This is a genomic window from Achromobacter ruhlandii (genome assembly GCF_002082135.1).
In the GTDB taxonomy this organism is placed as follows: domain Bacteria; phylum Pseudomonadota; class Gammaproteobacteria; order Burkholderiales; family Burkholderiaceae_B; genus Achromobacter; species Achromobacter ruhlandii.
Map to the genome: position 1 here is coordinate 1,273,750 of NZ_CP017433.1, position 25,048 is coordinate 1,298,797.

Consider the following 25,048-nt stretch of genomic DNA (forward strand, 5'->3'; position numbering starts at 1 on the left):
CATGAACCTGAAGACCATGACGTTGGCCCTGGTGGTGACCGGAGTAGGGGTGCTGGCCGGATGCTCGTCGCCCTCGGTTATTCAGCAACGGGACGGGACCTCGACCGTGACGCCGGACACGCCGACCTATGACAAGAAGTCCGGCATGTACGAGTACGACAAGGACGGCAAGAAGGTCCAGATCAACAAGGACGATGTGAAGTCCATCGAAGAGGTCAAGTAAGCCCTTCGCCGGATCCCGACGAAAAAAAGCCCCGGCTCAGGCCGGGGCTTTTTGTTGGGCGAACGCCGGGCTTACTTGCCCGCGTCCTCGGCGTGGTAGCGGCCCACGCGCTCGACTTCGTTCTTCGAGCCCAGGATCACGCTGACGCGCTGGTGCAGCTTGTCCGGCTGGATGTCGAGGATGCGCTGCGTACCGTTGATCGCCGCGCCGCCGGCCTGTTCGATGAGGAAGCTCATGGGGTTGGCTTCGTACATCAGGCGCAGCTTGCCGGCCTTGCCCGGCTCGCGCGCATCCCAGGGGTACATGAAGATGCCGCCGCGGGTCAGGATGCGATGCACATCGGCCACCATCGAGGCGATCCAGCGCATGTTGTAATCCTTGCCCAGGGGGCCGGTGGAACCGGCCAGGCAGTCGTCGATGTAGCGCTTGACCGGGGCGGCCCAGTGGCGCATGTTCGACATGTTGATGGCGAATTCCTTGGTGTCTTCGGGCACGCGGATGTTCTCGTGGGTCAGCACCCAGGAACCCATCTCGCGGTCCAGCGTGAAACCGACCACGCCGTTGCCGATGGTCAGCACCAGCATGGTCTGCGGGCCGTAGACGGCATAGCCGGCCACCACCTGCTTGTTGCCCGGCTGCAGGAAGTCGGCCTCACAGACCGGCGCGCCCGACACGTTGTGCGGGGCGTGCAGCACCGAGAAGATGGTGCCGATCGACACGTTCACGTCGATGTTCGAGGAGCCGTCCAGCGGATCGAACAGCAGCAGGTATTCGCCCTTGGGGTAACGGTTCGGAATCAGGTGGATGGTCTCCATCTCTTCCGAGGCCATGGCCGCCAGGTGGCCGCCCCATTCGTTGGCTTCGAGCAGAATCTCGTTGGACAGCACGTCCAGCTTCTTCTGCACTTCGCCCTGCACGTTCTCGCTTTCGAGACTGCCCAGGACGCCGCCGAGCGCGCCCTTGCTGACCGCGTGGCTGATCGCCTTGCAGGCGCGCGCCACCACTTCGATGAGCAGCCGCACTTCGGGGGCCAGGGCCTGCGCGGAGCGTTGCTGCTCCACCAGGTATTGGGTAAGTGTTTTACGTTTCAAGAGGTTCTCCCTATGCTGCGAATTCTAAAGCCTTGGATACGATTTCCTGCACGTTGCGCGACAGCCCTTCGTGGGCGTGCACCCGTTGCAGCGCTTCCTGCATGGGGCCGCGCAGGGCCGGCACGTAGCGCGACCAGTTGTCCAGCGCGCGCGCCAGGCGGGCGGCGATCTCGGGGTTGAGGGCGTCCAGCGCCAGCACCTGGTCGGCCCAGAAGGCGTAGCCCGAGCCATCCGGGTGGTGCATGCCGCGGGCATTGTTCAGGCAGAACTGGAAAATCAGCGCGCGCGCCCGGTTCGGGTTGCGCAGCGTGAACGCCGGGTGTGTCATCAGTTCGCGCGCGGTCTGCACCGTGGTGTAGCGCGCCGCGGCCTGCAGCGCGAACCACTTGTCCACCACCAGCGCGTTGTCATGCCATTTTTCGTAGAACGCCGCCAGCGCCCGTTGCGGGAAGTCGCCCTGGCCGTAGTTGATCAGGGCCGACAATGCCGCCATGCTGTCGGTCATGTTGCCGGCGTGATCGTATTGCTGTTCGGCCAGGCGCTGCGCCTCGTGCTCGCCGGCCGCCATCAGGTGGCTGAGCGCCAGGTTCTTCATGGCCCGCTTGCCGGCCGGCACGGGCGCGGGGCTGTATTCGCCCGGCGTCTGGTTGTCGTCGAAGGCCTGGCGGAATTCGGCCGCCAACTGCCGGCCCAGCTCGGCGCGCAGGAAATCGCGCGCCACAGCCAGCGCCGGCGGATCGACGGCCTGCATGCGTTCGGCCAGGGTCTTTTCCGAGGGCAGCGCCAGGGCGCGGGCGCGGTAAGCGGCATCCAGCGCCGGGTCGGTCAACAGCGCGCGCCAGGCGGCGATGAAGGCGGGGTCGGCGTGCAGCGTGCGGCCGGCCTGGCGCGCCTCGGCCAGCGCCAGGATCTGGCGGGTGGCCAGTTCCTGGCCGGCTTCCCAGCGCGCGAACGGGTTGCCGTCGTGGGCCGACAGCAGCGCCAACTCCTCGTCGGTCCAGTCGTAATCGACGATCACCGGCGCGGAAAAATCGCGCAGCAGCGACGGCACCGGCATTTCGTCGATGTCGTCGAAATGCCATTGCTGGCTCTGCGTGGTCAGTTCCAGCAGCGCGGTGTCCTTGACCGCGCCGTCATGGCGCAAGGGCAGGGCGCGGCCATTGCGGTCGAGCAGGCCGATGGCGAAGGGGATATGGTAGGGCGCCTTGACGAAGCCGGCGGGCGCCTTTTTCTCGACGCCGACCGGCTGGCATTCCTGCGACAGCGTCACGGTGCAGCGGCGCGCGGCGGCGTCGTGCGTCAACTTGACGGTAACGCGCGGCGTGCCGGCCTGGCGGTACCAGTTGCGGAACACTGACAGATCGCGGCCCGGGTGCTGACGGGTGTAGACCGATTCCATGGCGGCGACGAAGTCGTCGCAGGTCACGGCCTGGCCGTCGTGGCGGCGGAAATACTCGTCCATGCCGGCGCGAAAACCCGCTTCGCCCAGCAGCGTGTGCTGCATGCGGATGACCTCGGCGCCTTTCTCGTACACCGTGGCGGTATAGAAGTTGCCGATTTCCTGATAGCTGTCGGGGCGGATCGGGTGGGCCATCGGGCCCGCGTCCTCCGGGAATTGCGCCGCGCGCAGAGTCACCACGTCGTCGATGCGCTTGACCGCGCGGGCGCTGGCGGCGGCGGTTTCGTCCATGCCTTGCGCCATCATGTCGGCGCTGAATTCCTGGTCGCGGAAGACGGTCAGCCCTTCCTTCAGGCTCAACTGGAACCAGTCGCGGCAGGTGACGCGGTTGCCGGTCCAGTTGTGAAAGTACTCGTGGCCGATGACCGATTCGATGCCCTCGTAATTGGCGTCCGTGGCGGTATCGGCATCGGCCAGCACGTAGGCGGCATTGAAGATGTTCAGGCCCTTGTTCTCCATCGCGCCCATGTTGAAGTCATGGACGGCGACCACCATGAAGCGATCCAGGTCGAGTTCCAGGCCGAAACGGGTTTCGTCCCAATGCAACGCGCGCACCAGGGAGTCCAGCGCCCATTCGGTCTTGGTCTCGGCGCCCGGGTCGCTGTAGACCTGCAGCAGCACGTCACGGCCGCTGGCGGTCTTGACCTTGGTTTCGCGGTGCGTCAGGTTGCCGCCCACCAGCGCGAACAGATAGCAGGGCTTGGGGAACGGGTCTTCCCACTCCACCTCGTTGCGGCCGTCGGGCAACTGGCGCGAGGCAACCAGGTTGCCGTTGGACAGCAGCACCGGATAGGCCGGCGCGGCGCGCAAGGTCACGCGGTAGCGCGACATGACGTCCGGCCTGTCGGCGAACCACGTGATGCGGCGAAATCCCTCCGCCTCGCATTGGGTGAAGAAATTGCCGCCCGAGACGTACAGGCCCATCAGCGTTGAGTTGGCCGAGGGCTTGCAACGGCTGACGATCTCCACGGTGGCTTCGGCGGGCAGGCCGTACAGCGCCAGGCTGTGTTCGGACAGGTGGTAGCGGTCGGCCGGCAGGGCCTGGCCGTCCACGCCTACCGAGACGAGTTCCAGTTCTTCGCCGTCCAGCACCAGGGCGGCGTCGGCGCTGGCATCGGCCTTGCGCCGCACCTGCATGATGCAGCGCACCTCGGTGCTGTCGGGCGCCAGGTCGAAGGCCAGGGAGACTTGCGGAATGTCGTAGGGGTAGGGCTGGTAATCCTTGCGGTATACGGTAACGGGCGTGTCTGTGCGCATGGGATTGCAGTCCTGTATGAACGAGAGTCCTATTGTAGTGGCTGGGCCGTGACACACAGGCGCATCGGCCCCGGGGAGCGTAAACTTTCGGCGGCCCGCGCGGTCAAAGCTCAGTATGATGGGCGCCGTCGCGCAATGAGGAGTTGCAAATGTTCCGTTCCGTACCGTTCAATACCGGCCGTTGGGCCGCCGTCCTGGCCGTACTGGGGGCGCTGGTGCTGAGCGGATGCGCCACTCCCACCGTGTCGGCGCGCGTCACCTCGTTCCAGCAATGGCCCACCGGCGTCGAAGGCCAGACCTATCAATTCGTGCCCGCCGAACCCTCACAGGCCAATAATCTTGAATACCAGTCCTACCAGGACATGGTTCGTGCCGGTATCGGCGCCACCGGCCTGGTGGAAGCCCCGGCCGGCGCCAAGGCCCGTTTCGACGTGTCGTTCCGTTATGGCACGGCGCAGACGCAAGTCATGGTGCGGCGGCCTTATGACCCATATTTCAACGGCGGGTATGGCTACGGCGGCTTCTATGGTCCGCGTCCGTGGGGCGGCTATTACGGCTACTGGGGCCCGGAATGGGTGGACGTGCCCGTGGTGGCCCAGCGCAATACACTCACGCTGCAGATCCACGACAGCCAGCGCGGCGGGGCCGAGGTCTACCGGTCCAGCGCCTTCATACTCAGCGAGCAGGACAATTTTGTCCGCATGATGCCCTACCTGGTTCGTGCAATATTTGACAACTTCCCGGGAAATAATGGCGCCGAGCGTGAAATCCAATTTCCCGTTCAGTAAATTTCAGCCGCCGCGGGCGGCAAGCCAAAAATAATAAAGGCGCACCACAATGGTGCGCCTTTATTTTTCTTACTGAAAAATAGGTTTTATTCTTTGATCAGAAAACTGTCGCGCGTGGCGCCGGCGGCTTCTTCCGCGGCGAGCCAGCGCGGCGCCTTGCCACGACCGCTCCAGGTTTCCCCGGTTTGGGGGTGGCGGTACTTGGGCGCAACGGCGCGTTTGGCGGCGTTGGCGGGGCGGCCGGCGGCGCCAGCCTTGCGGCGGCCGGCGCTGGCGGCGCGGACAGGCTTGCCGGCGCCGTAGGCGGCGGCGATCTCTTCGGGGGTGATGTCGTACTCGCGCATCGACGTGATGATCGACGAGATCACCGGCTTGCGACGCTTGGTTTGGAGGACTTCAGCCTTCTTTTGGAGCTTGTTGATTTCCTTTTCGATCTTTGCTTGCAGAGCTGCGTAGGTTTCTCGGGCCATGGTTATTCCTGATTATGGAACTGCTTTAATCGCCGGCGGAGTTATGTTTATTTGTTGTGCCTCGCATAATACAGAAATTGCCGGTCGAGTGCCGCAGTTTTGGACTAATTACTTTGTATCAAAACCGCCGGAGAGTCTTTAGTCTTGCGGGTTCCCGCAAGGAACAAGTTTTGGGAATGATATTCTCAAATTTGGGACCAATTGAAACAAAACCCGCTTTGGTTCACGGGGCGGACGAATGCAACTTCATGGCGCTGGAATTGCGTGCTTTTGTTTCAGGAAGCGAGCGGATGGATGAACGATCTGGAAATTTCAGCGATAGGTAAGAATGCGCCGCCCCGGTTTCGGAAAGCGCGTCCGCATCGTCTCGGACTGATCTTCCAGAGATCGGACGACTGGGGCGTAGCGCGTATTTCAGCGATTTGAGCGGGTATACGGATTTTCCTTCCCGATTCTCGGGAAAGTTATGTCGGTGTAAAGATTTTCGTCATTCTCCCCGGTATCTCTATTTTGTTGTTGAGTTGTATGACAAGTTTGGCACTGTCTTCCGCCATGCTGCATTGCGGTCGGCAGGGGCCGCTGGAAGCAATGCGTGGCGGCAGGATCCTATTTTCGGCTTGCGTTGGCGCCAGTTTGGGAGCGGCCGCCAATTGGTTAACTTGCTAGACAATATTCGAGCGGCGCGACGTCGGACCCGTGTCGGCGGTACGATATAGCCTTGAGCGTCCTGGCAGCCGCGTGTGCGCGCCGGCGCCCCCGAACAGAGTCCTATGAAAATCATCGATCCCGCTATTGCATCCCTGGCCACCGCCAAATCGCTGTTGCTCGACCCCTGGGGGCTGACCGAGGCCGACATGGCGCGCGCGCTGGGCGAAATCTTCACCCACAAGGTCGACTATGCCGACCTGTATTTCCAGTACACCCGCAGCGAGGGCTGGAGCCTGGAAGAGGGCATCGTCAAGACCGGCAGCTTCTCGATCAGCCAGGGCGTCGGCGTGCGCGCCGTCAGCGGCGAGAAAACCGCGTTCGCCTATTCCGATTCGCTCTCGGCCGACGCCTTGCTGTCCTCGGCCCATGCGGTGCGCGGCATCGCCCGCCGCGGCGCCGGCAAGGTCAAGGTGGCGGCGCAAGTCGAGGCCGAAATGGGCCGCAGCCTGTATGCCGACATCGATCCGGTGGCGACCCTGAGCGCGCCCGAGAAGGTCGCGCTGCTTGAACGCATCGAGCGCATGGCGCGGGCCCGCGATCCGCACGTGATCCAGGTCATGGCCGGCCTGGGCGCCGAATATGACGTGGTGCTGGTGGCTGGCAGCGATGGCCGGCTGGCAGCGGACGTGCGGCCGCTGGTGCGCCTGTCGCTGACCGTCATCGCCGAACGCAATGGCCGCCGCGAAATGGGTCATGCCGGCGGCGGCGGCCGCCTGGGGCTGGCGTATTTCACCGACGAAATGCTGCAGGGCTACGTCGAGCGCGCCGTGCATGAAGCCATGGTCAACCTGGAGGCGCGCCCGGCGCCCGCTGGCGAGATGACGGTGGTGCTGGGATCCGGCTGGCCCGGCATCCTGCTGCACGAAGCCGTCGGCCACGGCCTGGAAGGCGACTTCAACCGCAAAGGCTCCAGCGTGTTCTCGGGCCGCATCGGCGAGCGTGTCGCGTCCAAGGGCGTGACCGTGGTCGACGACGGCACCATTCCCGATCGCCGCGGCTCGCTCAACATCGACGATGAAGGCAACGCCACCCAGCGCAACGTGCTGATCGAAGACGGCATCCTGCGCGGCTACATGCAGGACACGCTGAACGCGCGCCTGATGAAGACCGCCGCCACCGGCAACGGCCGCCGCGAATCGTTCGCGCATCTGCCCATGCCGCGCATGACCAATACCTACATGCTGGCCGGCGACAAGGCGCCCGAGGAAATCATCTCGTCCGTCAAGCGCGGCCTGTACGCGGCCAATTTCGGCGGCGGGCAGGTCGACATCACCAACGGCAAGTTCGTGTTCTCGGCCTCCGAGGCCTACATGATCGAAGACGGCAAGATCACGTATCCGGTCAAGGGCGCCACCCTGATCGGCAACGGCCCCGACGCCATGACCCGCGTCAGCATGATCGGCGACGACCTGAAGCTGGATTCCGGCGTGGGCACGTGTGGCAAGGATGGCCAGAGCGTGCCGGTGGGCGTGGGCATGCCCACGGTGCGCATGGAAGGCCTGACCGTCGGCGGGACGGCCTGACCGGGCGCCAGGCCGCCAGCGGGGCCGCCACGCCGCGTCATAAACCGGCGTGACGGCCCGAAAAAATTGTGCTAGAGTCTTTTCCCATGAAATTCGCTTCCCCCGCCTTTTACTTTTATTTTTTTGGTTTTCTGAAGCCGCTGGCGGAGGAAGGGAAGCGCTCAATCTGAAGTTTGGAAAGAATCCCCCCAAAAAAGCCGCCAGCGAACTGGCGGCTTTTTTTGTGCCGTCAGCTTGAGGAACAACCCCGGGACCTATCCCGGTGGCGGGAAACCCAGGAGCAGTACCGTGTCACACAATACCGACGACCTTCGCATCCGAGAAATCAAAGAGCTGAACCCGCCCGCGCACGTCATGCGCGAGTTCGCCTGCACCAAGGAAGCTTCCGATACCGTGTTCGCCGCCCGGCAGTCGATGCACCGCATCCTGCATGGCATGGACGACCGCATGATTGTCGTGATCGGCCCGTGTTCGATCCACGACACCCGCGCCGCGATCGAATACGCGAAGCGCCTGAAGCCGGTGCGTGACCGTCTCAGCGCGGACCTGGAAATCGTGATGCGCGTGTATTTCGAGAAGCCCCGCACCACGGTCGGTTGGAAGGGGCTGATCAACGACCCGGACCTGGATGGCAGCTTCGACATCAACAAGGGCGTGCGCGTGGCGCGCGAGCTGCTGCTGGATATCAACAGCCTGGGGCTGCCGGCGGGGTGCGAGTTCCTGGACATGATTACGCCGCAGTACATTGCGGACCTGGTTTCCTGGGGGGCGATCGGGGCGCGCACGACGGAGAGCCAGGTGCATCGCGAACTGGCATCCGGACTGTCGTGTCCGGTGGGTTTCAAGAACGGCACGGATGGCAATGTGAAGATCGCCGTGGATGCGATCAAGGCGGCATCGCAGCCGCACCATTTCCTGTCGGTGACCAAGGGCGGGCATTCGGCCATCGTCTCGACGGCCGGCAACGAGGACTGTCACGTCATCCTGCGCGGCGGCAAGACGCCGAACTACGACGCCGCCAGTGTCGATGCGGCCTGCCAGGACATGTCCAAGGCCGGCCTGGCGCAACGCATCATGATCGACGCCAGCCACGCCAACAGCAGCAAGAAGCCCGAGAACCAGCCTCTGGTGATCGAGGACGTGGCGCGTCAGATGGAAGCGGGCGACGCGCGTCTGGTCGGCGTGATGGTCGAAAGCCATCTGCTCGGCGGCCGCCAGGACATGGTGCCGGGCACGCCGCTGGTCTACGGCCAGAGCATCACTGACGGCTGCATCGACTGGGACGCCTCGGTGGCCGTGCTCGAGCGCCTGGCGCATGCCGTGCGGGAGCGCCGCCGGGTCGCGCTGACCTCCGGCAAATGAGCCGCAACGGCCGCGAGCCGTCCAGGCGGACGGTTTGCGGCGCAGCAAGGCGGGCGGCGTAGAATATCCGGATTCCCCATCCGAGAATCCGCTGATCATGAACGCTCCCTTGCACGCTGAATCGTTGCGCCGCGCGGTGCCGGCCGCTTGTCTCGAGGCCCTGCGCGCCCGCTTCGGCGACCGCTTCTCCGAATCCGCCGCGGTGCGCGAACACCATGGCCGCGATGAGTCGCCGTATCCGGCGATGCTGCCCGATGCCGTGGTCTTTGCCCAGAGCACCGAAGAGGTCGCCGAGGTCGCCAGGCTGTGCAACGAACACCGCGTGCCGCTGATTCCCTACGGCGCGGGGTCGTCGCTGGAGGGCCACATCCTGGCGATCCAGGGCGGTATCAGCCTGGACCTGTCGCAGATGAACAAGGTGCTGGCCGTCAACGCCGAAGACCTGACCGCCACCGTGCAGGCCGGCGTGCTGCGCAAGCAGCTCAATGAAGAGATCCGCAGCACCGGCCTGTTCTTCCCGATCGATCCGGGCGCCGACGCCAGCCTGGGCGGCATGGCCGCCACGCGCGCCTCCGGCACCAACGCCGTGCGCTACGGCACCATGCGCGAGAACGTCATGTCGCTGACCGTGGTCACCGCCGACGGTCGCATCGTGCGCACCGCCGGCCGCGCCCGCAAGTCGTCGGCCGGCTACGACCTGACCCGCATCTTCGTCGGCAGCGAAGGCACGCTGGGCATCATCACAGAAGTCACCGTGCGCCTGTATCCGCAGCCCGAGGCCGTGTCGGCCGCGGTCTGCAACTTCCCCACGCTCGATGCCGCGGTGCAGAGCGTGATCGAAATCATCCAGATGGGCGTGCCGGTGGCGCGCGTCGAGTTCATGGACGCGGCCAGCGTGCGCGCCGTCAACCTGCACAGCAAGCTGACGCTGCGCGAAACGCCGCTGCTGGTGTTTGAATTCCACGGCAGTCCGGCGGGCGTGCAGGAGCAGGCCGAGACCGTGCAGGCCATCACCGCCGAGCATGGCGGCATGGACTTCGAATGGGCCGAGCGCCCCGAGGACCGCAGCCGCCTGTGGACCGCGCGCCACAACGCCTACTTCGCCGGCCTGCAATTGCGCCCCGGCTGCCGCGCCAGCACCACCGACGTGTGCGTGCCGATCTCGCGCCTGGCCGACTGCGTGCGCGACACGGTCGAGGAACTGGACCGCGCCAGCTTCCCGTACACCATCGTCGGCCACGTCGGTGATGGCAACTTCCACGTGCTGATGCTGCTGGACGCCGACAGCGAGCGCGAATGGCAGGAGTCCGAGACCATCAATCACAACCTGGTGCGCCGGGCCATCGCGGCCGATGGCACCTGCACGGGCGAGCATGGCGTCGGCCTGCACAAGATGCAGTTCATGGCCGAAGAGCACGGCGATGACGCGCTGGCGCTGATGCGCAGCCTCAAGCACGCGTTCGATCCGAACAACATTCTCAACCCGGGCAAGATCGTGTCCTGGTAAGGCGTCCGCAGGGGCGCAACGAAGAAGCCGGCGGGGCGATCCGCCGGTTTTTTTTCGGCCTCAGGAAAGCCCCCGCCGGCGCGGCGGATAAAAATTCCCAAGGGATGGGAATGACGAGCGGTCCTGCGCGCGGCCCGCTTGTCCATGCCGCGCGCAGGGGTTTTACGGCTGGTTACGTCCGCGGACACGCGCGGCCGTTGGATGTACGCAGGATGCGGGTAAATCCCGGCCTGCGTCCAGCCTGCGGTCGCGCTATTGTTGCGCTCATGAATTCACTGGTCGAAACCGGCCTGGCACAAGTGCAGGCGCCTTATTCGTTGCAGCAACTCGTCGAGGCGTTGTCGGCCGCGCTGCCGTCGCATTGCGTGCTGTTTCGTGAAGAGGACACCCGCCCCTACGAGTGCGACGGCCTGTCGCTCTACCGCGCATTGCCCGCGGTGGTGGCCTTGCCCGAGACCGAGAAACAGGTGCAGGCCGTGATGCGCATCTGCAAGCGCCTGAATGCGCCGGTGGTGGCGCGCGGCGCCGGCACCGGCCTGTCGGGCGGCGCGATGCCGCATAGCCAGGGCGTGCTGCTGGGCCTGTCCAAGTTCAATCGCATCAAGCACATCGACCTGGCCAGCGCGACCGCGGTGGTTGAACCCGGGGTGCGCAACCTGGCCATTTCGGAAGCCGCGGCGCCCTACGGGCTGTACTACGCGCCCGACCCGTCGAGCCAGATCGCCTGTTCGATCGGCGGCAACGTCGCCGAGAATTCCGGCGGGGTGCATTGCCTGAAATACGGCCTCACGGTGCACAACGTGCTGCGGGTGCGCATGGTCACCATCGACGGCGACGTGGTCGAACTGGGCTCTGAGGCGCCGGACGCCCCGGGGCTGGACCTGCTGTCGGTGTTCATCGGCTCGGAAGGCATGCTGGGCGTGGTGACCGAGGTGACGGTCAAGCTGATTCCCAAGCCGGCCTGCGCCCAGGTGGTGATGGCGAGCTTTGCCAGCGTCGAGGCCGCGGGCAACGCGGTAACGCGCGTGATCGCCGACGGCATTATTCCCGCCGGGCTGGAGATGATGGACCGGCGCGCGACGCACATGGTCGAGCCCTTCGTGCGCGCCGGCTACGACATGGACGCGCAGGCCATCCTGCTGTGCGAATCCGATGGCACGCCCGAGGAAGTGGCGCACGAGATCGCGCGCATGGAAGCCATCTTCCGCGCGGCCGGTTCCACCCGCTGCCAGGTGTCGGCCTCGGAGGCCGAGCGGCTCAAATTCTGGGCGGGACGCAAGAACGCGTTTCCCGCCGCCGGGCGCGTGTCGCCCGATTACTACTGCATGGACGGCACGATTCCGCGCCGTCATCTCGCCCGGGTGCTGGGCGCCATCGAGCAAATGGAAGACGAGTTCGGCCTGCGCTGCGCCAACGTGTTCCATGCGGGCGATGGCAACCTGCATCCGTTGATCCTGTTCGATTCGAATAAACCGGACGAAGTGGAACGCGCCGAGAAGTTCGGCGCGGCCATACTCGAACTGTGCGTGCAGGTGGGAGGAACCGTGACTGGAGAGCACGGTGTGGGAATGGAGAAAATAAATCAAATGTGCGTGCAATTCTCTCGCGAAGAACTCGACGCGTTCCTGGCGGTCAAGCGGGCATTCGATCCGCCGTGCCTGCTCAATCCCGAAAAGGTCATCCCTACGCTGGCCCGCTGCGCCGAGTACGGCAAGATGCACGTACACGCGGGCGAGCTGCGCTTCCCGGATCTCGCACGCTTCTAGGACGTCTCCCTTATGGACTTCGTCCTGTCGGAATTGTGCGACCAGGTCATGACGGCTCGCGCCGGTCACAAGCCACTGTTCGTCATGGGCGGCGGCAGCAAGGCCTTCTATGGCAACTACCGGCCGGTGACGCCGCAGGATGGCCATTGCCTGCTGGACATGACCCCGTATCGCGGCATCGTCAGTTATCACCCGTCGGAACTGGTGGTGACGGTCAGGGCCGGCACGCCGTTGGCTGAGCTGGAGGCGGCACTGGCCGAACACGGCCAGATGCTGGCCTTCGAGCCGCCGCATTTTTCGCCTGCCGCCACCATTGGGGGCTGCGTGGCCGCGGGCCTGTCGGGGCCGCGCCGCATGAGCGCGGGCGCCTTGCGCGACTTCGTGCTGGGGGCGCAACTGCTGGATTCGGACGGCCGGGTGCTGTCGTTCGGCGGCGAGGTCATGAAGAACGTGGCCGGCTACGACGTATCGCGCCTGCTGGCCGGTTCCCATGGCATCTTCGGGGCAATCCTCGAGGTGTCGCTGAAGGTCGTGCCGAGGCCGATGGAGGAATTGACGCTGGTGCTGCCGGCGACCCAGGCCCAGGCATTGGCCAGCTTCGCGCTGTGGCGCGGCAAGCCCTTGCCGATCTCGGCCACCAGCTGGGTGGGGACCGTGCGGGAGGAAGGCCAGATGCACGTGCGGCTGTCGGGCGCGCCCCCGGCCATCGCTGGCGCGCGGCAGGTGATCGGCGGTGATGCGCTGGCGCCCGAGGCCGCGCAGGCCTGGTGGAACGGATTGCGCGAACAGACCCATCCGTTCTTTGCGCCGGGCCAGCCCTTGTGGCGGCTCGCTTTGCCGCCGACGGCGGCGGCGGTCGGCAGCGGGCAGGCCCTGCTGGAGTGGGGCGGCGGTCAGCGCTGGCTGTCGGGACCGCAGGACGCCGCCGAGCTGCGCGAACTGGCGCAGCGGCTGGGCGGCCACGCGACGCTGTTCCGTACGGCGGGCACGCGGCCGCCGGCCGATGGCGTGTTCCATCCGCTGTCGCCGGGCGTGGCGCTGATCACGCGCCGCCTCAAGCAAGAACTCGATCCGGCGGGGCTGTTCAATCCCGGCCGGCTGGTCCTGGAGCTATAGGCATCATGCAAACCAATCTGGCAGCCTGGGCCCGCGATACCGATCTGGGCAAAGAGGCCGATGCGATCCTGCGGCGCTGCGTGCACTGCGGCTTCTGCACGGCCACCTGTCCCACCTACCAGGTGCTGGGCGACGAACTCGACAGCCCGCGTGGCCGCATCTACCTGATCAAGCAGGTGCTGGAAGGCGCCGAGCCGACCCAGTCGACCCAGCAGCATCTGGACCGCTGCCTGACCTGCCGCAACTGCGAGACCACCTGTCCGTCGGGCGTGGAGTACGGGCATCTGGTGGACATCGGCCGCCAGATCGTCGAGGAACGGGTGCCGCGGCCCTGGGCCGAGAAGGCCAAGCGCAAAATGCTGCGCCGGGCCATGCTGTCGCCGCTGTTCGGGCCCGCGATGCGGCTGGGGCAGGCGGTGCGCGGCGCCTTGCCGGAAGCGCTCAGGCGCAAGGTGCCGGAGCGTCGTCCCGCCGGCGCCGTGCCGCAGGTGGCGGGGCATGCTCGGCAGGTGCTGATGCTGGCCGGCTGCGTGCAGCCGTCGATGATGCCGTCGATCGATGCCGCCACCATCCGTGTGCTGGATGCCATCGGCATCGGCGCGCGCATCGCGCCGGGGGCGGGCTGCTGTGGCGCCGCCAGCTTTCACCTGGACGCGCAGGCGGCCGCCCTGGACCAGATGCGCGCCAACATCGATGCCTGGTGGCCGCTGGTGAAGGACGGCGCGGTCGAGGCCATTGTCATGAATGCGTCGGGCTGCGGCGCCATGGTCAAGGAATACGCCCATCATCTGCGCCACGACCCGGCCTACGCGCAGCGTGCCGCGGACATCGTGGCGCTGGTCAAGGACGTGGCGGAAATCGTGGCGCCACACGCGGCGCAACTGCGCCAGCGACTGGCGGGCAAGGGCGCGCGGGTATCGTTCCACCCGCCATGCACCCTGCAGCACTGGCAGGGACTGCGGCCGTTGTCGGAACGCTTGCTGGTCGAGTTGGGGTTCGAGTTACAGCCGTTTGCGGAGCAGCACCTGTGCTGCGGCTCGGCGGGCGCGTATTCAGTGCTGAATCCCGACATCGCGTTGGCGCTGCGCGACCGCAAGCTGGCCGCGATCGCGCCGGCCGCGCCGGACGTGATCCTGTCGGCCAATATCGGCTGCATCGGGCACTTGCAGAGCGGCACCAGCACGCCGGTGCGGCACTGGATCGAAGTGGTGGACGAGCAGCTGGCGCGGGCCTGATCGCGCGGACGCCGCGGTGGGTGTTGCCGCGGACATTGTGTGCGGTGCCGCGGCCTGGGCTGGGAGCGGCCTCGCGGATGCGCATGCGCACCGCCAGGCCACGCCCATCACTCCACCGCCTTGACCATGTCTTCCAGCACCTTCTTGGCGTCGCCGAAGACCATCATGGTGCGGTCCATGTAGAACAGTTCGTTGTCCAGGCCGGCGTAGCCGGAGGCCATCGAGCGCTTGTTCACGATCACGGTGCGGGCCTTGTAGGCTTCCAGGATCGGCATGCCGGCAATCGGCGACTTGGGATCGTTCTTGGCCGCCGGGTTGACCACGTCGTTGGCGCCCAGCACCAGCACCACGTCGGTCTGGCCGAACTCGCTGTTGATGTCTTCCATCTCGAAGACCTGGTCGTAAGGCACTTCCGCCTCGGCCAGCAGCACGTTCATATGGCCCGGCATGCGGCCGGCGACCGGGTGGATCGCGTACTTGACCGTCACGCCGCGCTCGGTGAGTTTTTCGGCCAGTTCCTTGAGCGCGTGCTGGGCGCGCGCCACCGCCAGGCCGTAGCCCGGCACGATGGTGACGCTTTCGGCGTTGGTCATCAGGAAGGCCGCGTCGTCGGGGCTGCCCGACTTGACGCTGCGCTGCTGGCCGCCGCCCGCCGCCGCCGCCTCGCCGGCCTGGCCGCCGAAGCCGCCCAGAATGACGTTGAAGAACGAGCGGTTCATCGCCTTGCACATGATGTACGAGAGGATGGCGCCGGACGAGCCCACCAGCGAGCCGGCGATGATCAGCATCGGGTTGTTCAGCGAGAAGCCGATGCCCGCCGCCGCCCAGCCCGAATAGCTGTTCAGCATCGACACCACCACCGGCATGTCGGCGCCGCCGATCGGGATGATGATCAGCACGCCCAGCACGAAGGCGATCAGCGTCATGATGATGAACGGCGTCCAGGCCTGCGTCAGCATGAACCACACGCCCATCGCCAGCATCAACAGCGCCAGCGCCAGGTTCAGCATGTGCTGGCCGGCGAACACCACCGGCGCCCCCTGGAACAGCCGGAACTTGTACTTGCCCGACAGCTTGCCGAAGGCGATCACCGAGCCCGAGAAGGTGATGGCGCCGACGAAGGTGCCGATGAACAGCTCGAAGCGGTTGCCGGTGGGGATCAGCGTGCCGGCGGCGACGATGCCGAAGGCGTGCGGCTCGGCCACCACCGCGACCGCGATGGCGACCGCCGCCAGGCCGATCATGCTGTGCATGAAGGCGACCAGCTCGGGCATCTTGGTCATTTCGACGCGCTTGGCCATCAGGGTGCCGATGGAGCCGCCGACCAGCAGGCCCAGCACCACCCAACCCAGCCCGATGCCGGCGGTGCCGCTGCGCGCCAGGCCGACGATGAGCGCGCCGGTGGTCAGCACCGCGATCGCCATGCCGGCCATGCCGAAGGCATTGCCCAGGCGCGACGTTGTTGGATGCGACAGGCCCTTGAGCGCCTGGATGAAGCAGACCGAGGCAATCAGGTAAAGCAGCGTGACGAGGTTCAGCGAGATCATTTCGCGTCCTCCTTGGCCGGCTTCTTCTCTTTCTTCTTGAACATCTCCAGCATGCGCCGCGTGACCAGGAAGCCGCCGAACACGTTGACCGCGGCCAGCGCCACGGCGAACACGCCCATGCCGCGCGCCAGTCCACCTTCGGTCAGCGCCGCCGCCAGCATGGCGCCGACGATGATGATGGCCGAGATCGCGTTGGTCACCGCCATCAGCGGGGTGTGCAGCGCGGGGGTGACATTCCAGACCACGTGATAGCCGACGTAGATGGCCAGCACGAAGATGATGAGATTCATCAGGGTAGGGTTGATCGCTTCCATGCCGTTAGCTCCCGCGCGTCACATTGCCGCCTTCACACACCAGGCAGGCCGCCACGATTTCATCGTCGCGCTGGATCGCCAGCGCGCCGTCCGCATTGATGATGAGTTTCAGGAAGTCGAGGATGTTGCGGGCGTAGAGCGCCGACGCGTCCGTCGCGACCAGGCCGGGCAGGTTGGTCAGCCCCACCAGGGTCACGCCGTGCTTTTCGACCACCTTGCCTTTTTCGGACAGCGGGCAGTTACCGCCGCGCTCGACCGCCAGGTCCACCAGCACCGAGCCGGGCTTCATGGCCGCGACGGTTTCGGCCGACACCAGCGTCGGCGCGGGCCGTCCCGGAATCAGGGCGGTGGTGATGACGATGTCGGCCTGCTTGCAGCGCTCCGACACCAGCGCCGCCTGCCGCGCCATCCAGGCCGGCGGCATGGGGCGGGCGTAACCGCCCACGCCCTGCGCGATCTCGCGTTCCTCGTCGGTTTCGAACGGCACATCGATGAACTTGGCGCCGAGCGATTCAACCTGCTCGCGCGCGGCGGGCCGCACGTCGGAGGCCTCGACCACCGCGCCCAGGCGCTTGGCCGTGGCGATGGCCTGCAGGCCGGCGACGCCGGTGCCCAGCACCACGGCGCGCGCGGCCTTGAGGGTGCCGGCGGCGGTCATCATCATGGGGATCAGGCGGCCGTAGTGGTGGGCCGCCAGCAGCACGGCCTTGTAACCGGCCAGGTTGGCCTGCGACGACAGCACGTCCAGGCTCTGCGCGCGGGTGATGCGGGGCGCGGCTTCCAGCGCGAAGCCGGTCAGGCCGGCCGCGGCCATCTGCGCGAGGCCCTCGGCGTCGAAGGGATCGAGCATGCCGATGACCACGGCGCCGGCCTTCATCTGCGGCAGTTCGGCCGCGGAGGGCGCGCGAACCTTCATGACCAGCTCCGCCCCCAGGGCCTCCTGGGCACTGCCGAGCGTGGCGCCGGCGGCCTCGTAGGCTTCATCCAGATAGCGCGCCGCGGTGCCCGCGCCACGCTCCACGACAACGGTGTGTTTGCCGCCCACGTACTTCTTGACGGTCTCCGGTGTTGCTGCGACACGGGTTTCCCCGTCTCGGGTTTCCCTTGGTATCCCGATGTGCATCGACGCCTCTCCTCAGAAGGTTCGCCGTAGTTATAACGGATATACGCCCTGGCGAGGAGTTTGCGCGCCGTCCAAAAGAAAAGCCCCATGGGGTTAACCATGGGGCTTTGGGGCTCGCGCCCCGGTCATACCGGCCAGACTGACAACGGGCTGCTGGCCGGCACTGGCGCGCAGGCGTCCGGCGTCAGGCCGTCTGCGCGCGAGTCCAGTCGATCAGCGCGGCGGTGAGGTCGCGCAGGTCGGCCTTGAGGCGGCCATAATTGGCCGACGGACGCAGGCTGACCTCGTCCATGTAGAGCTTGCGGTTGATCTCGATCTGCAGGCTGTGGCGGCCTTCTTCGGGGCGGCCGAAGGCGCGCACCAGTTCGACGCCCTTGTAGGGATCGTTCACGGTCACGTTGTAGCCGCGCTCGCGCAGCCAGGCCGCGATGAATTCGCGGAAGGCCGGGTCGCTGGTGCTGCCGTCGCGGTCGCCCAGCACGAAGTCGGGGTGGACCAGGCCGGGACGGTCGGTGGCGTAGGCGCCGGCGACGCTGGGCATGGAGTGGCAGTTGATGTGCCAGACCTTGCCAAACTTCTGGTGGGCGCTGTCGAGCACCTGGCCGAGGGCGGCGTGGTACGGCTTCCAGCAGGCCTCGATGCGATGCGTCACTTCCTCGACGCTCAGCTTGCGGTCGTACAGCGGCGTGCCGTCATCCAGCATGCGCCAGATCAGGCCCTTGCCCAGCTTGACCTTGGGCGAGGCGTTGACCGCCCCGGGCCAGGCCTGGTCCAGCAGCAGTTCGTCGATTTCGTCGGGGGCGCGATTGGCGTCGATATAGGCGCGCGGAAAGCTCGCGGCGATCATGGGCACGCCCATGTCGATGGCGTCGCCCCACAGATCGTCAACCCAGGTGTCCTCGGCGGTGCGCAAGGCGCCAAAATCAACCGCGGGCGCGAAGTCGGGCGGGTAGGTGGTGCCGCTGTGCGGGGAGTCCAGCACCAGCGGGGCCGAGGGCGCCGAGTTCGGATATTGCTGCGGGAGGTCGAGCCGATAGGACAGGGGTTGGGTAATTCGCATATGGGGGTATTGCGTTCGTGAATCGGAGATCCCCGCGCGCCGCGCGGGCGCGGCGGGGATCGAAGATCGCTCAGTCGATCTTCACATTGGCTTCTTTGGCGATGCGCTTGTTCTTGGCGATTTCCGCCGAGATCTGCTTGGCAAACGCTTCCGGGCTGTTGGCGGCCGGTTCGGCGCCCAGCGCTTCCAGGCGCGACTTGACGTCGGCTTCGGCGCTGACCTTCTGCACGGCGGCGTTCAGCTTGGCCAGGATCGGGGCCGGCAGCTTGGCCGGGGCGACCAGGCCGAACCACGAGGCGTCGTTGACGGCGGGCAGGCCGACTTCAGCGAACGTGGGCACGTTCGGCAGGCTGGCCACGCGCTTGGGCGAGGCGACGGCCATGGCGATCAGGCGGCCGGACTGCACGTGCGGCAGGGTGGACGGCAGGTTGTCGTACATGACGTCGACCTGGCCGGCCAGCGCGTCGTTCAGCGCCGGGCCCACGCCACGGTAGGGCACGTGCATCAGGTCGGTGCCCGAGGCCATCTTGAACAGTTCGCCCATCATGTGCGAGACCGAGCCGTTGCCGGCCGAGGCGTACGTCAGCTTGCCCGGCTGGCTCTTGGCCAGCTTGATGAACTCGGCCATGTCCTTGGCCTGCACCTTCGGGTTGATGGTCATGATGTTCGGGACGGCGGCCAGGTTCGAGACCGGCGTGAAGTCCTTCTCGCCATCGAACGGCAGGTTCGGGTAGATGGCCGGGTTGATGCCGTGCGTGCTGACGGTGGCGATGCCCAGGGTGTAGCCGTCCGGCGCGCTGCTGGCGACGAAGGCGCTGCCGATCGAGCCGCCGGCGCCGCCGCGGTTTTCCACCACAACGGTCTGGTTCAGTTCCTTGCCGAGCTTGTCGGCGAACAGGCGGCCGACGATGTCGGTGGTGCCTCCGGGCGGGAACGGCACGATCAGGCGGATCGGCTTGCTCGGGTAGGCGTCCTCGGCATGGGCGATGCCCGAGGTCAGCGGCGTGGCCAGGGTCGCGGCGGCGACACACAGGCCCAGGACTACATTACGGCGTTGCATGAATTCCCCTATGAATTGGAACGCGGATGCGCAAAAGGCAGACGCAAACAGGAAGATTCTTTCTTGCAAGGCCAGTTTGCACAAACGAAACTTTCTCCTTAAGCTATGACTTTTTTTCATGCCTCTCTTTCGGCGCGGTTTCTTTTTGTAACTTCACCGTCCGGCGCTGCCGGTATCGAGGCGCTATTCCATGAGACGGTTCTGTCCTTCGCTCACCGACCTGCAGGCCTTTGAAGTGGCTGCCAGGCATAGCAGCTTCACCCGCGCCGCCCAGGAACTGTGCGTCACGCAGGGCGCCGTAAGTAAGCAAGTGAAACATCTGGAGGAGTTCGTCGGCGTCGAACTATTCCTGCGCATCAGGCAAGGACTGGTGCTGACCGAGGCCGGCCGCAGCTACCTGACCAAGGTGCAGGCAGGCCTGGGCCAGATCGAGGCGGCCACCGTCGAGCTGATCGCACACCAGGGGCAGGGCGGCACGCTCAACCTGACCTGTATGCCGACCTTCGGCGCCCGTTGGTTGATCCCGCGCCTGACGGCCTTCATGCGGTTGCGCCCGGACATCCACGTCGAATTCCTGCCGCACCGGCAAGGTTACGATTTCTCCTCGCCCGAACTGGACGCCGCGGTCCGCTTCGGCGAGGGCATCTGGCCGGGCAGCGGCGCCGACTACATCGTCGGCCGCGAGATCCTGCCGGTCTGCAGCCCGCGCCTGATTCCGGGCGGCTGTAGCACGCCGGCGGACCTGCTGGCCTACCCCCTGCTGCATCACACCTCGGCCCTGGAGGGCTGGCGCGACTGGTTCGAACAGGCCGGCTGCGACACCCGGCGCAGCCTGGAAGGGGCGCGCTTCGATCAGTACGCGCTGTTGTCGCAGGCGGCCGCCGCCGGTTTCGGCGTGGCGCTGATCCCGCGTTGCCTGATCGAAGACGAGCTGCGCGACGGCAAGCTGGCGGTGGCGATCCAGCTGCCGATCCGCGCGCGCATGGGCTACTACCTGTGCTACCCCGACCAGAAGGCCAACCTGCCGACGCTGCAAGCGTTCCGGACCTGGCTGATGGAGGTCTCGCGGGCGGCCGAGCCGCAGCCGCAGGACGCGGCCAGCCCACAGTAAAATGGCACCATCATGAGTCAAACATCCACCAAGAAAGGCCGCGTTGTCGTCGGCATGTCCGGCGGGGTCGATTCTTCGGTCACCGCCTGGCTGCTCAAGCAGCAAGGCTACGAGGTCGTCGGCCTGTTCATGAAGAACTGGGAAGACGACGACGATTCCGAATACTGCTCCACCCGCCAGGATCTGCTGGACGCGGCCAGCGTGGCCGACCTCGTCGGCGTGGAATTCGAATACGTCAATTTCGCCGCCGAATACAAGGACCGCGTGTTCGCCGAATTCCTGCGCGAATACTCGGCCGGCCGCACGCCCAACCCGGACGTGCTGTGCAATGCCGAGATCAAGTTCAAGGCCTTCCTCGACCACGCCATGGCGCTCGGCGCCGAACACATCGCCACCGGCCACTACGCCCGCGTGCGCGAAGTGGCGGCCGAGGGCGGCGGCTCGCGCTTCGAGCTGCTCAAGGCGCTGGACGGCTCCAAGGACCAGAGCTATTTCCTGCACCGCTTGAACCAGGCGCAGCTGTCGCGCACCCTGTTCCCGCTGGGCGAGATCCACAAGACCGAAGTGCGCCGCATCGCGCACGAGATCGGCCTGCACAACGCGGCCAAGAAGGACTCCACCGGCATCTGCTTCATCGGCGAGCGGCCGTTCCGCGAGTTCCTCAACCGCTACCTGCCGACCGAGCCGGGCCCCATCCTGACGCCCGAGGGGCAGAAGGTCGGACGCCACGAGGGCCTGTCGTTCTACACGCTGGGCCAGCGCAAGGGCCTGGGCGTGGGCGGCGTGAAGGGCCGCCAGCGCGAGGACGGCACGGCCGAGGCCTGGTACGTGGCGCGCAAGGATCTGGAGCGCAACGTGCTCTATGTGGTGCAGGGGCACGACCATCCCTGGTTGCTGTCCGGCTCGCTGCGGGCGCAGGACGTCAGCTGGGTCGCCGGGCATGCGCCCGCAGCGGGGGAATACGGCGCCAAGACACGCTACCGCCAGGCCGACGCCGCCTGCCGGCTGGGCGATGCGACCACCGCAGGCTTCACGCTCGACTTCGCCGAGCCGCAATGGGCGGTCACGCCGGGGCAATCCGCGGTGCTTTACGATGGCGATATCTGCCTGGGCGGCGGCATCATCGTCTAGGCACGCTGGCCCGCCACGGGCCGGCGCAATACCGATAGCAGTTCCAGCCAGGCCCCGCGGGCGTCGCGTCCGCGGGGCCTGGCTCATGAAAAACGGCGCACGCCGACAACGAGAGGAGAGGGATGTGGATGTAACGATGGTGATTTGCCTGCTGGCGCTGGGCGCGGTGGCGGGGTTCGCGGCGGGCTTGCTGGGCATTGGCGGCGGCATGCTGCTGGTGCCGTTCCTGACGATGCTGTTCGCCTGGAAGGGCATGCCGGCCGACCTGGTGGTGCACGCCGCCATCGCCACCTCGATGACTTCGATCCTGTTCACCTCGATCTCCAGCGTGCGCGCGCACCAACAGAAGGGCACCATCAAGTGGCCGATCGTCTGGGCCATGGCGCCGGGCATCATCCTGGGCGGCCTGCTGTCGGGCGGCGCGGTGTTCGCCGCGCTCAGCACTTTGTGGCTATCGCTGTTCTTCGCGCTGTTCGTGGGCTATTCCGGCTGGAACATGCTGCGCAACAAGAAGCCCAAGCCCAGCCGCCAGATGCCCGGCGTGGTCGGCACCAGCGCGGCCGGCGCCGGTATCGGCTTCCTGTCGGGGCTGGTGGGGGCGGGCGGCGGCTTCCTGTCGGTGCCGTTCATGGTCTGGTGCAACGTGGCGCTGCACAACGCGGTCTCGACCTCGGCGGCGCTGGGCTTTCCCATCGCGCTGGCCAACAGCATCGGCTATGTGGTGTCGGGCCTGAACGAGGGCGCGACCCGACCCGGCATGCTGGGTTACATCTACTGGCCGGCGCTGCTGGTGTTGGTGTGCGTGAGCGTGCTGACCGCGCCGCTGGGCGCGCGCATGGCGCACCGCCTGCCGGTGCAGACCCTGAAGCGGGTGTTCGCCTGCCTGCTGTTCGCGCTGGCGGCCTACATGCTGTTCAAGGCCGGCCAGGCGTTCCGGGCCTGAGCCGGACGTGAAACCGGCCGCGCGAGGCGGCCGGAGCGGTGCGGAGGGGCGCCGGGGGCGCGTCAGGCCGTCTTGGGGATGGTGTCGACGAACGACTGGCGCTGCGACAGCTTGTCGTACAGGCGCGCCAGGTTGGGGTGGTTGGCGCGCCAGTCCAGTTCGGCAAAGCGCAGGTCCAGGTAGCCCAGGCCACAGCCCACGGCGATGTCGGCCAGGCTGTAGTTGATGCCCATGCAGTGGGCGTTGTCGCCCAGGCTCTTGTCCATGGCGTCCAGGCTGGCGTGGATCTTGCCGTATTGGCGTTCGATCCATTCGGGGCTGCGCTGCGCCTCGGGGCGCTGCTTTTCCTTGACGATGGTGACGCACGCATCCAGCAGGCCATCGGCGATGGCTTCCCAGCACTTGACGGCCGCGCGGTCGCGGCCCGGCTGCGGAATCAGGCGGGCGACGGGAGACAAGGTATCCAGGTATTCGACGATGACGCGCGAATCGAACAGGGCGCCGCCATCTTCCATGACCAGGCAGGGCACCTTGCCCAGGGGGTTGTACGTTTGGATCTGCGTGTCGGCGGACCAGACGTTTTCGAGTTCAAGCCGATAATCCAGCTTTTTCTCGGCCATGACGATACGCACCTTGCGCACGTATGGACTGGTAAGCGAGCCGATCAGTTTCATGGATTCACAAGCGGAGTCGGAAAGCGGCCGAAGTATAGCAGGCCGTATAACGGCCAAACCGTCCGCGGGACGGAATCCCGTCCAGTTTGCCACAATGTTGCGCGGCCCTGAATGATAAAATCGCCGGGTTTTCCCATCCGCCGCTTTTTCTTTCCCAGACCATGCAAATCGCCGACCAGCTTAGCCAACTTAACGCCCTTTCGCCACTGGATGGCCGATACGCCTCCCGCGGCGACGCGCTGCGCGGGCTGCTTTCGGAGGCCGGCTTCATGGCCCACCGCGTCGAAGTCGAGGTGGCCTGGCTGGTGGCCCTGTCCGATGCCGGCCTGCCGGAACTGCCCGCTTTCTCCCAGGAAGCCCGCGCCCGCCTGCAACAACTGGTGCGCGACTTCTCCGAGGCCGACGCCGCCCGCATCAAGGACATCGAGCGCGTCACCAACCACGACGTCAAGGCGGTCGAGTACTGGCTCAAGGAAAAGGTCGCCGACCACGCCGAACTGGCGGCCGCGGCCGAATTCATCCACTTCGCCTGCACCTCCGAGGACATCAACAACACCTCGCACGCGCTGATGCTGTCGCGCGCCCGCAGCGAAGTGGTGCTGCCGCGCCTGCGTGAAATCGCCGCCAAGCTCAACGACATGGCCGTGGCCCAGGCCGACCAGCCGATGCTGTCGCGCACCCATGGCCAGCCGGCCAGCCCGACCACGCTGGGCAAGGAATTCGCCAACGTCGCGGCGCGCCTGAACCGCGCCATCGCCGCGGTCGAAGCGGTCGAGCCGCTGGCCAAGCTCAACGGCGCCACCGGCAACTACAACGCCCACCTGTCGGCCTACCCGGAAATCGACTGGCCCGCCTTCAGCCAGCGCGTGCTCGCCGGCCTGGGCCTGACCCAGAACCGCCACACCATCCAGATCGAACCGCACGACTGGATGTCGGCGCTGTTCGACGCCATCGTGCGCGCCAACATCATCGTGCTCGACCTGGACCGCGACATCTGGGGCTACGTGGCCCTGGGCTACTTCAAGCAGCGCCTGAAGGAAGGCGAGGTCGGTTCGTCGACCATGCCGCACAAGGTCAACCCGATCGACTTCGAAAACTCCGAAGGCAACCTGGGCCTGGCCAACGCCGTGCTGCGCCACCTGTCCGACAAGCTGCCGATCTCCCGTTGGCAGCGCGACCTGACCGACTCCACCGTGTTGCGCAACCTGGGCGTGGGCCTGGGCTACTGCCTGGTGGCGTGGGACGCCTGCATGCGCGGCCTGGGCAAGCTGGAAGTCAACGCCGCCGCGATCGACGCCGACATCGACGCCTGCTGGGAAGTGCTGGCCGAGCCGGTGCAGACCGTCATGCGTCGCTATGGCCTGCCGCAGCCGTACGAACAGCTCAAGGCCTTGACGCGCGGCAAGGGCATCACCGAGGAAGCCCTGCGAGAATTCATCCAGGGCCTGGCCCTGCCGGACGAACCCAAGGCGCGCCTCCTGGCGATGACCCCGCGTTCGTATATCGGCCTGGCCGCGGACCTGGCCCGGGCGGTATAGTCGCCTTGCCGCGCGTCGGGCGCGCGGCATTCTTGTTGTACT

At 66.3% G+C, this 25,048-nt stretch carries 21 protein-coding genes; 12 read left to right on the forward strand and 9 right to left on the reverse strand.

All coding sequences use genetic code 11. The annotated features are described in order from the left end of the window. Window position 1: 1 nt before the first annotated feature. Window positions 2-223: a YgdI/YgdR family lipoprotein gene (locus tag AruCF_RS05770; RefSeq protein WP_006393778.1), complete on the forward strand. Its 222-nt coding sequence runs from the start codon at window positions 2-4 to the stop codon at window positions 221-223. A 71-nt stretch (window positions 224-294) separates the two neighbouring features. Here AruCF_RS05770 and AruCF_RS05775 read toward each other — a convergent pair whose 3' ends face one another. Continuing rightward, the gene (locus tag AruCF_RS05775) at window positions 295-1,314 is read right to left on the reverse strand and encodes a class 1 fructose-bisphosphatase (protein ID WP_054417627.1); all 1,020 of its coding nucleotides are present in this window, start codon (window positions 1,312-1,314) and stop codon (window positions 295-297) included. Between the two features lie 10 nt (window positions 1,315-1,324). Beyond that, entirely contained in the window at window positions 1,325-4,030 is a 2,706-nt protein-coding gene (pepN, locus tag AruCF_RS05780; protein WP_049072498.1) for an aminopeptidase N, read from the reverse strand. A gap of 149 nt (window positions 4,031-4,179) precedes the next feature. Between pepN and AruCF_RS05785 the strand changes: the two genes are divergently transcribed. Next, a complete protein-coding gene (locus tag AruCF_RS05785; RefSeq protein ID WP_049072499.1) occupies window positions 4,180-4,818 on the forward strand; it encodes a DUF4136 domain-containing protein in 639 nt (212 codons plus the stop codon). A gap of 86 nt (window positions 4,819-4,904) precedes the next feature. On the opposite strand, the gene AruCF_RS05790 is transcribed toward AruCF_RS05785, so the two are convergent. Beyond that, the gene (locus AruCF_RS05790; RefSeq protein WP_049072500.1) at window positions 4,905-5,288 is read right to left on the reverse strand and encodes an H-NS histone family protein; all 384 of its coding nucleotides are present in this window, start codon (window positions 5,286-5,288) and stop codon (window positions 4,905-4,907) included. Window positions 5,289-6,058: 770 nt separating this feature from the next. Between AruCF_RS05790 and tldD the strand changes: the two genes are divergently transcribed. From tldD to glcF, 6 genes are all read left to right on the forward strand, one after another. Then, window positions 6,059-7,519 (forward strand): metalloprotease TldD, encoded by a 1,461-nt coding sequence (gene tldD, locus AruCF_RS05795; RefSeq protein ID WP_049072501.1) that lies wholly within the window; start codon window positions 6,059-6,061, stop codon window positions 7,517-7,519. Window positions 7,520-7,807: 288 nt separating this feature from the next. Next, window positions 7,808-8,881: a 3-deoxy-7-phosphoheptulonate synthase AroG gene (aroG, locus tag AruCF_RS05800; RefSeq protein ID WP_049072502.1), complete on the forward strand. Its 1,074-nt coding sequence runs from the start codon at window positions 7,808-7,810 to the stop codon at window positions 8,879-8,881. Between the two features lie 97 nt (window positions 8,882-8,978). Continuing rightward, on the forward strand, window positions 8,979-10,388 hold the full coding sequence (locus tag AruCF_RS05805) for an FAD-binding oxidoreductase (protein ID WP_049077588.1): 1,410 nt from the start codon (window positions 8,979-8,981) through the stop codon (window positions 10,386-10,388). Window positions 10,389-10,654: 266 nt separating this feature from the next. Continuing rightward, a complete protein-coding gene (locus tag AruCF_RS05810; RefSeq protein ID WP_049072504.1) occupies window positions 10,655-12,154 on the forward strand; it encodes an FAD-linked oxidase C-terminal domain-containing protein in 1,500 nt (499 codons plus the stop codon). A 12-nt stretch (window positions 12,155-12,166) separates the two neighbouring features. Beyond that, window positions 12,167-13,270, forward strand: a complete 1,104-nt coding sequence (glcE, locus tag AruCF_RS05815; RefSeq protein ID WP_049072506.1) for a glycolate oxidase subunit GlcE — start codon at window positions 12,167-12,169, stop codon at window positions 13,268-13,270. A 5-nt stretch (window positions 13,271-13,275) separates the two neighbouring features. Further along, entirely contained in the window at window positions 13,276-14,505 is a 1,230-nt protein-coding gene (gene glcF, locus AruCF_RS05820; RefSeq protein WP_049072507.1) for a glycolate oxidase subunit GlcF, read from the forward strand. Between the two features lie 107 nt (window positions 14,506-14,612). Here the strand turns inward: glcF and AruCF_RS05825 are convergent, their stop codons facing one another. From AruCF_RS05825 to AruCF_RS05845, 5 genes are all read right to left on the reverse strand, one after another. Further along, the gene (locus AruCF_RS05825) at window positions 14,613-16,052 is read right to left on the reverse strand and encodes an NAD(P)(+) transhydrogenase (Re/Si-specific) subunit beta (protein WP_049072508.1); all 1,440 of its coding nucleotides are present in this window, start codon (window positions 16,050-16,052) and stop codon (window positions 14,613-14,615) included. After that, complete coding sequence (locus tag AruCF_RS05830) at window positions 16,049-16,366, reverse strand: NAD(P) transhydrogenase subunit alpha part 2 (RefSeq protein ID WP_049072509.1); 318 nt, start codon at window positions 16,364-16,366, stop codon at window positions 16,049-16,051. Before AruCF_RS05830 ends, AruCF_RS05825 begins: the two co-directional genes overlap by 4 nt. A gap of 4 nt (window positions 16,367-16,370) precedes the next feature. Then, a complete protein-coding gene (locus AruCF_RS05835) occupies window positions 16,371-17,489 on the reverse strand; it encodes a Re/Si-specific NAD(P)(+) transhydrogenase subunit alpha (protein WP_049072510.1) in 1,119 nt (372 codons plus the stop codon). Window positions 17,490-17,673: 184 nt separating this feature from the next. Continuing rightward, on the reverse strand, window positions 17,674-18,549 hold the full coding sequence (locus AruCF_RS05840) for an N-formylglutamate amidohydrolase (protein WP_047992307.1): 876 nt from the start codon (window positions 18,547-18,549) through the stop codon (window positions 17,674-17,676). A gap of 70 nt (window positions 18,550-18,619) precedes the next feature. Then, window positions 18,620-19,609 carry a Bug family tripartite tricarboxylate transporter substrate binding protein gene (locus AruCF_RS05845; RefSeq protein WP_049072511.1) on the reverse strand — a complete coding sequence of 330 codons (990 nt, stop codon included), beginning with the start codon at window positions 19,607-19,609 and terminating at the stop codon, window positions 18,620-18,622. 190 nt (window positions 19,610-19,799) lie between these two features. Between AruCF_RS05845 and gcvA the strand changes: the two genes are divergently transcribed. The 3 genes from gcvA (at window position 19,800) to AruCF_RS05860 (ending at window position 22,794) form a co-directional block, all read left to right on the forward strand. After that, entirely contained in the window at window positions 19,800-20,720 is a 921-nt protein-coding gene (gcvA, locus tag AruCF_RS05850; RefSeq protein WP_049072512.1) for a transcriptional regulator GcvA, read from the forward strand. Window positions 20,721-20,732: 12 nt separating this feature from the next. Beyond that, the gene (mnmA, locus tag AruCF_RS05855) at window positions 20,733-21,851 is read left to right on the forward strand and encodes a tRNA 2-thiouridine(34) synthase MnmA (RefSeq protein ID WP_049072513.1); all 1,119 of its coding nucleotides are present in this window, start codon (window positions 20,733-20,735) and stop codon (window positions 21,849-21,851) included. Between the two features lie 124 nt (window positions 21,852-21,975). Next, window positions 21,976-22,794, forward strand: a complete 819-nt coding sequence (locus AruCF_RS05860; RefSeq protein ID WP_049072514.1) for a sulfite exporter TauE/SafE family protein — start codon at window positions 21,976-21,978, stop codon at window positions 22,792-22,794. Window positions 22,795-22,856: 62 nt separating this feature from the next. On the opposite strand, the gene AruCF_RS05865 is transcribed toward AruCF_RS05860, so the two are convergent. Further along, window positions 22,857-23,468, reverse strand: a complete 612-nt coding sequence (locus AruCF_RS05865) for a glutathione S-transferase (protein WP_049072515.1) — start codon at window positions 23,466-23,468, stop codon at window positions 22,857-22,859. 161 nt (window positions 23,469-23,629) lie between these two features. On the opposite strand from AruCF_RS05865, the gene purB reads away from it, so the two are divergent. Beyond that, window positions 23,630-25,006: an adenylosuccinate lyase gene (purB, locus tag AruCF_RS05870; RefSeq protein ID WP_049072517.1), complete on the forward strand. Its 1,377-nt coding sequence runs from the start codon at window positions 23,630-23,632 to the stop codon at window positions 25,004-25,006. The last annotated feature ends 42 nt before the right edge of the window (window positions 25,007-25,048 follow it).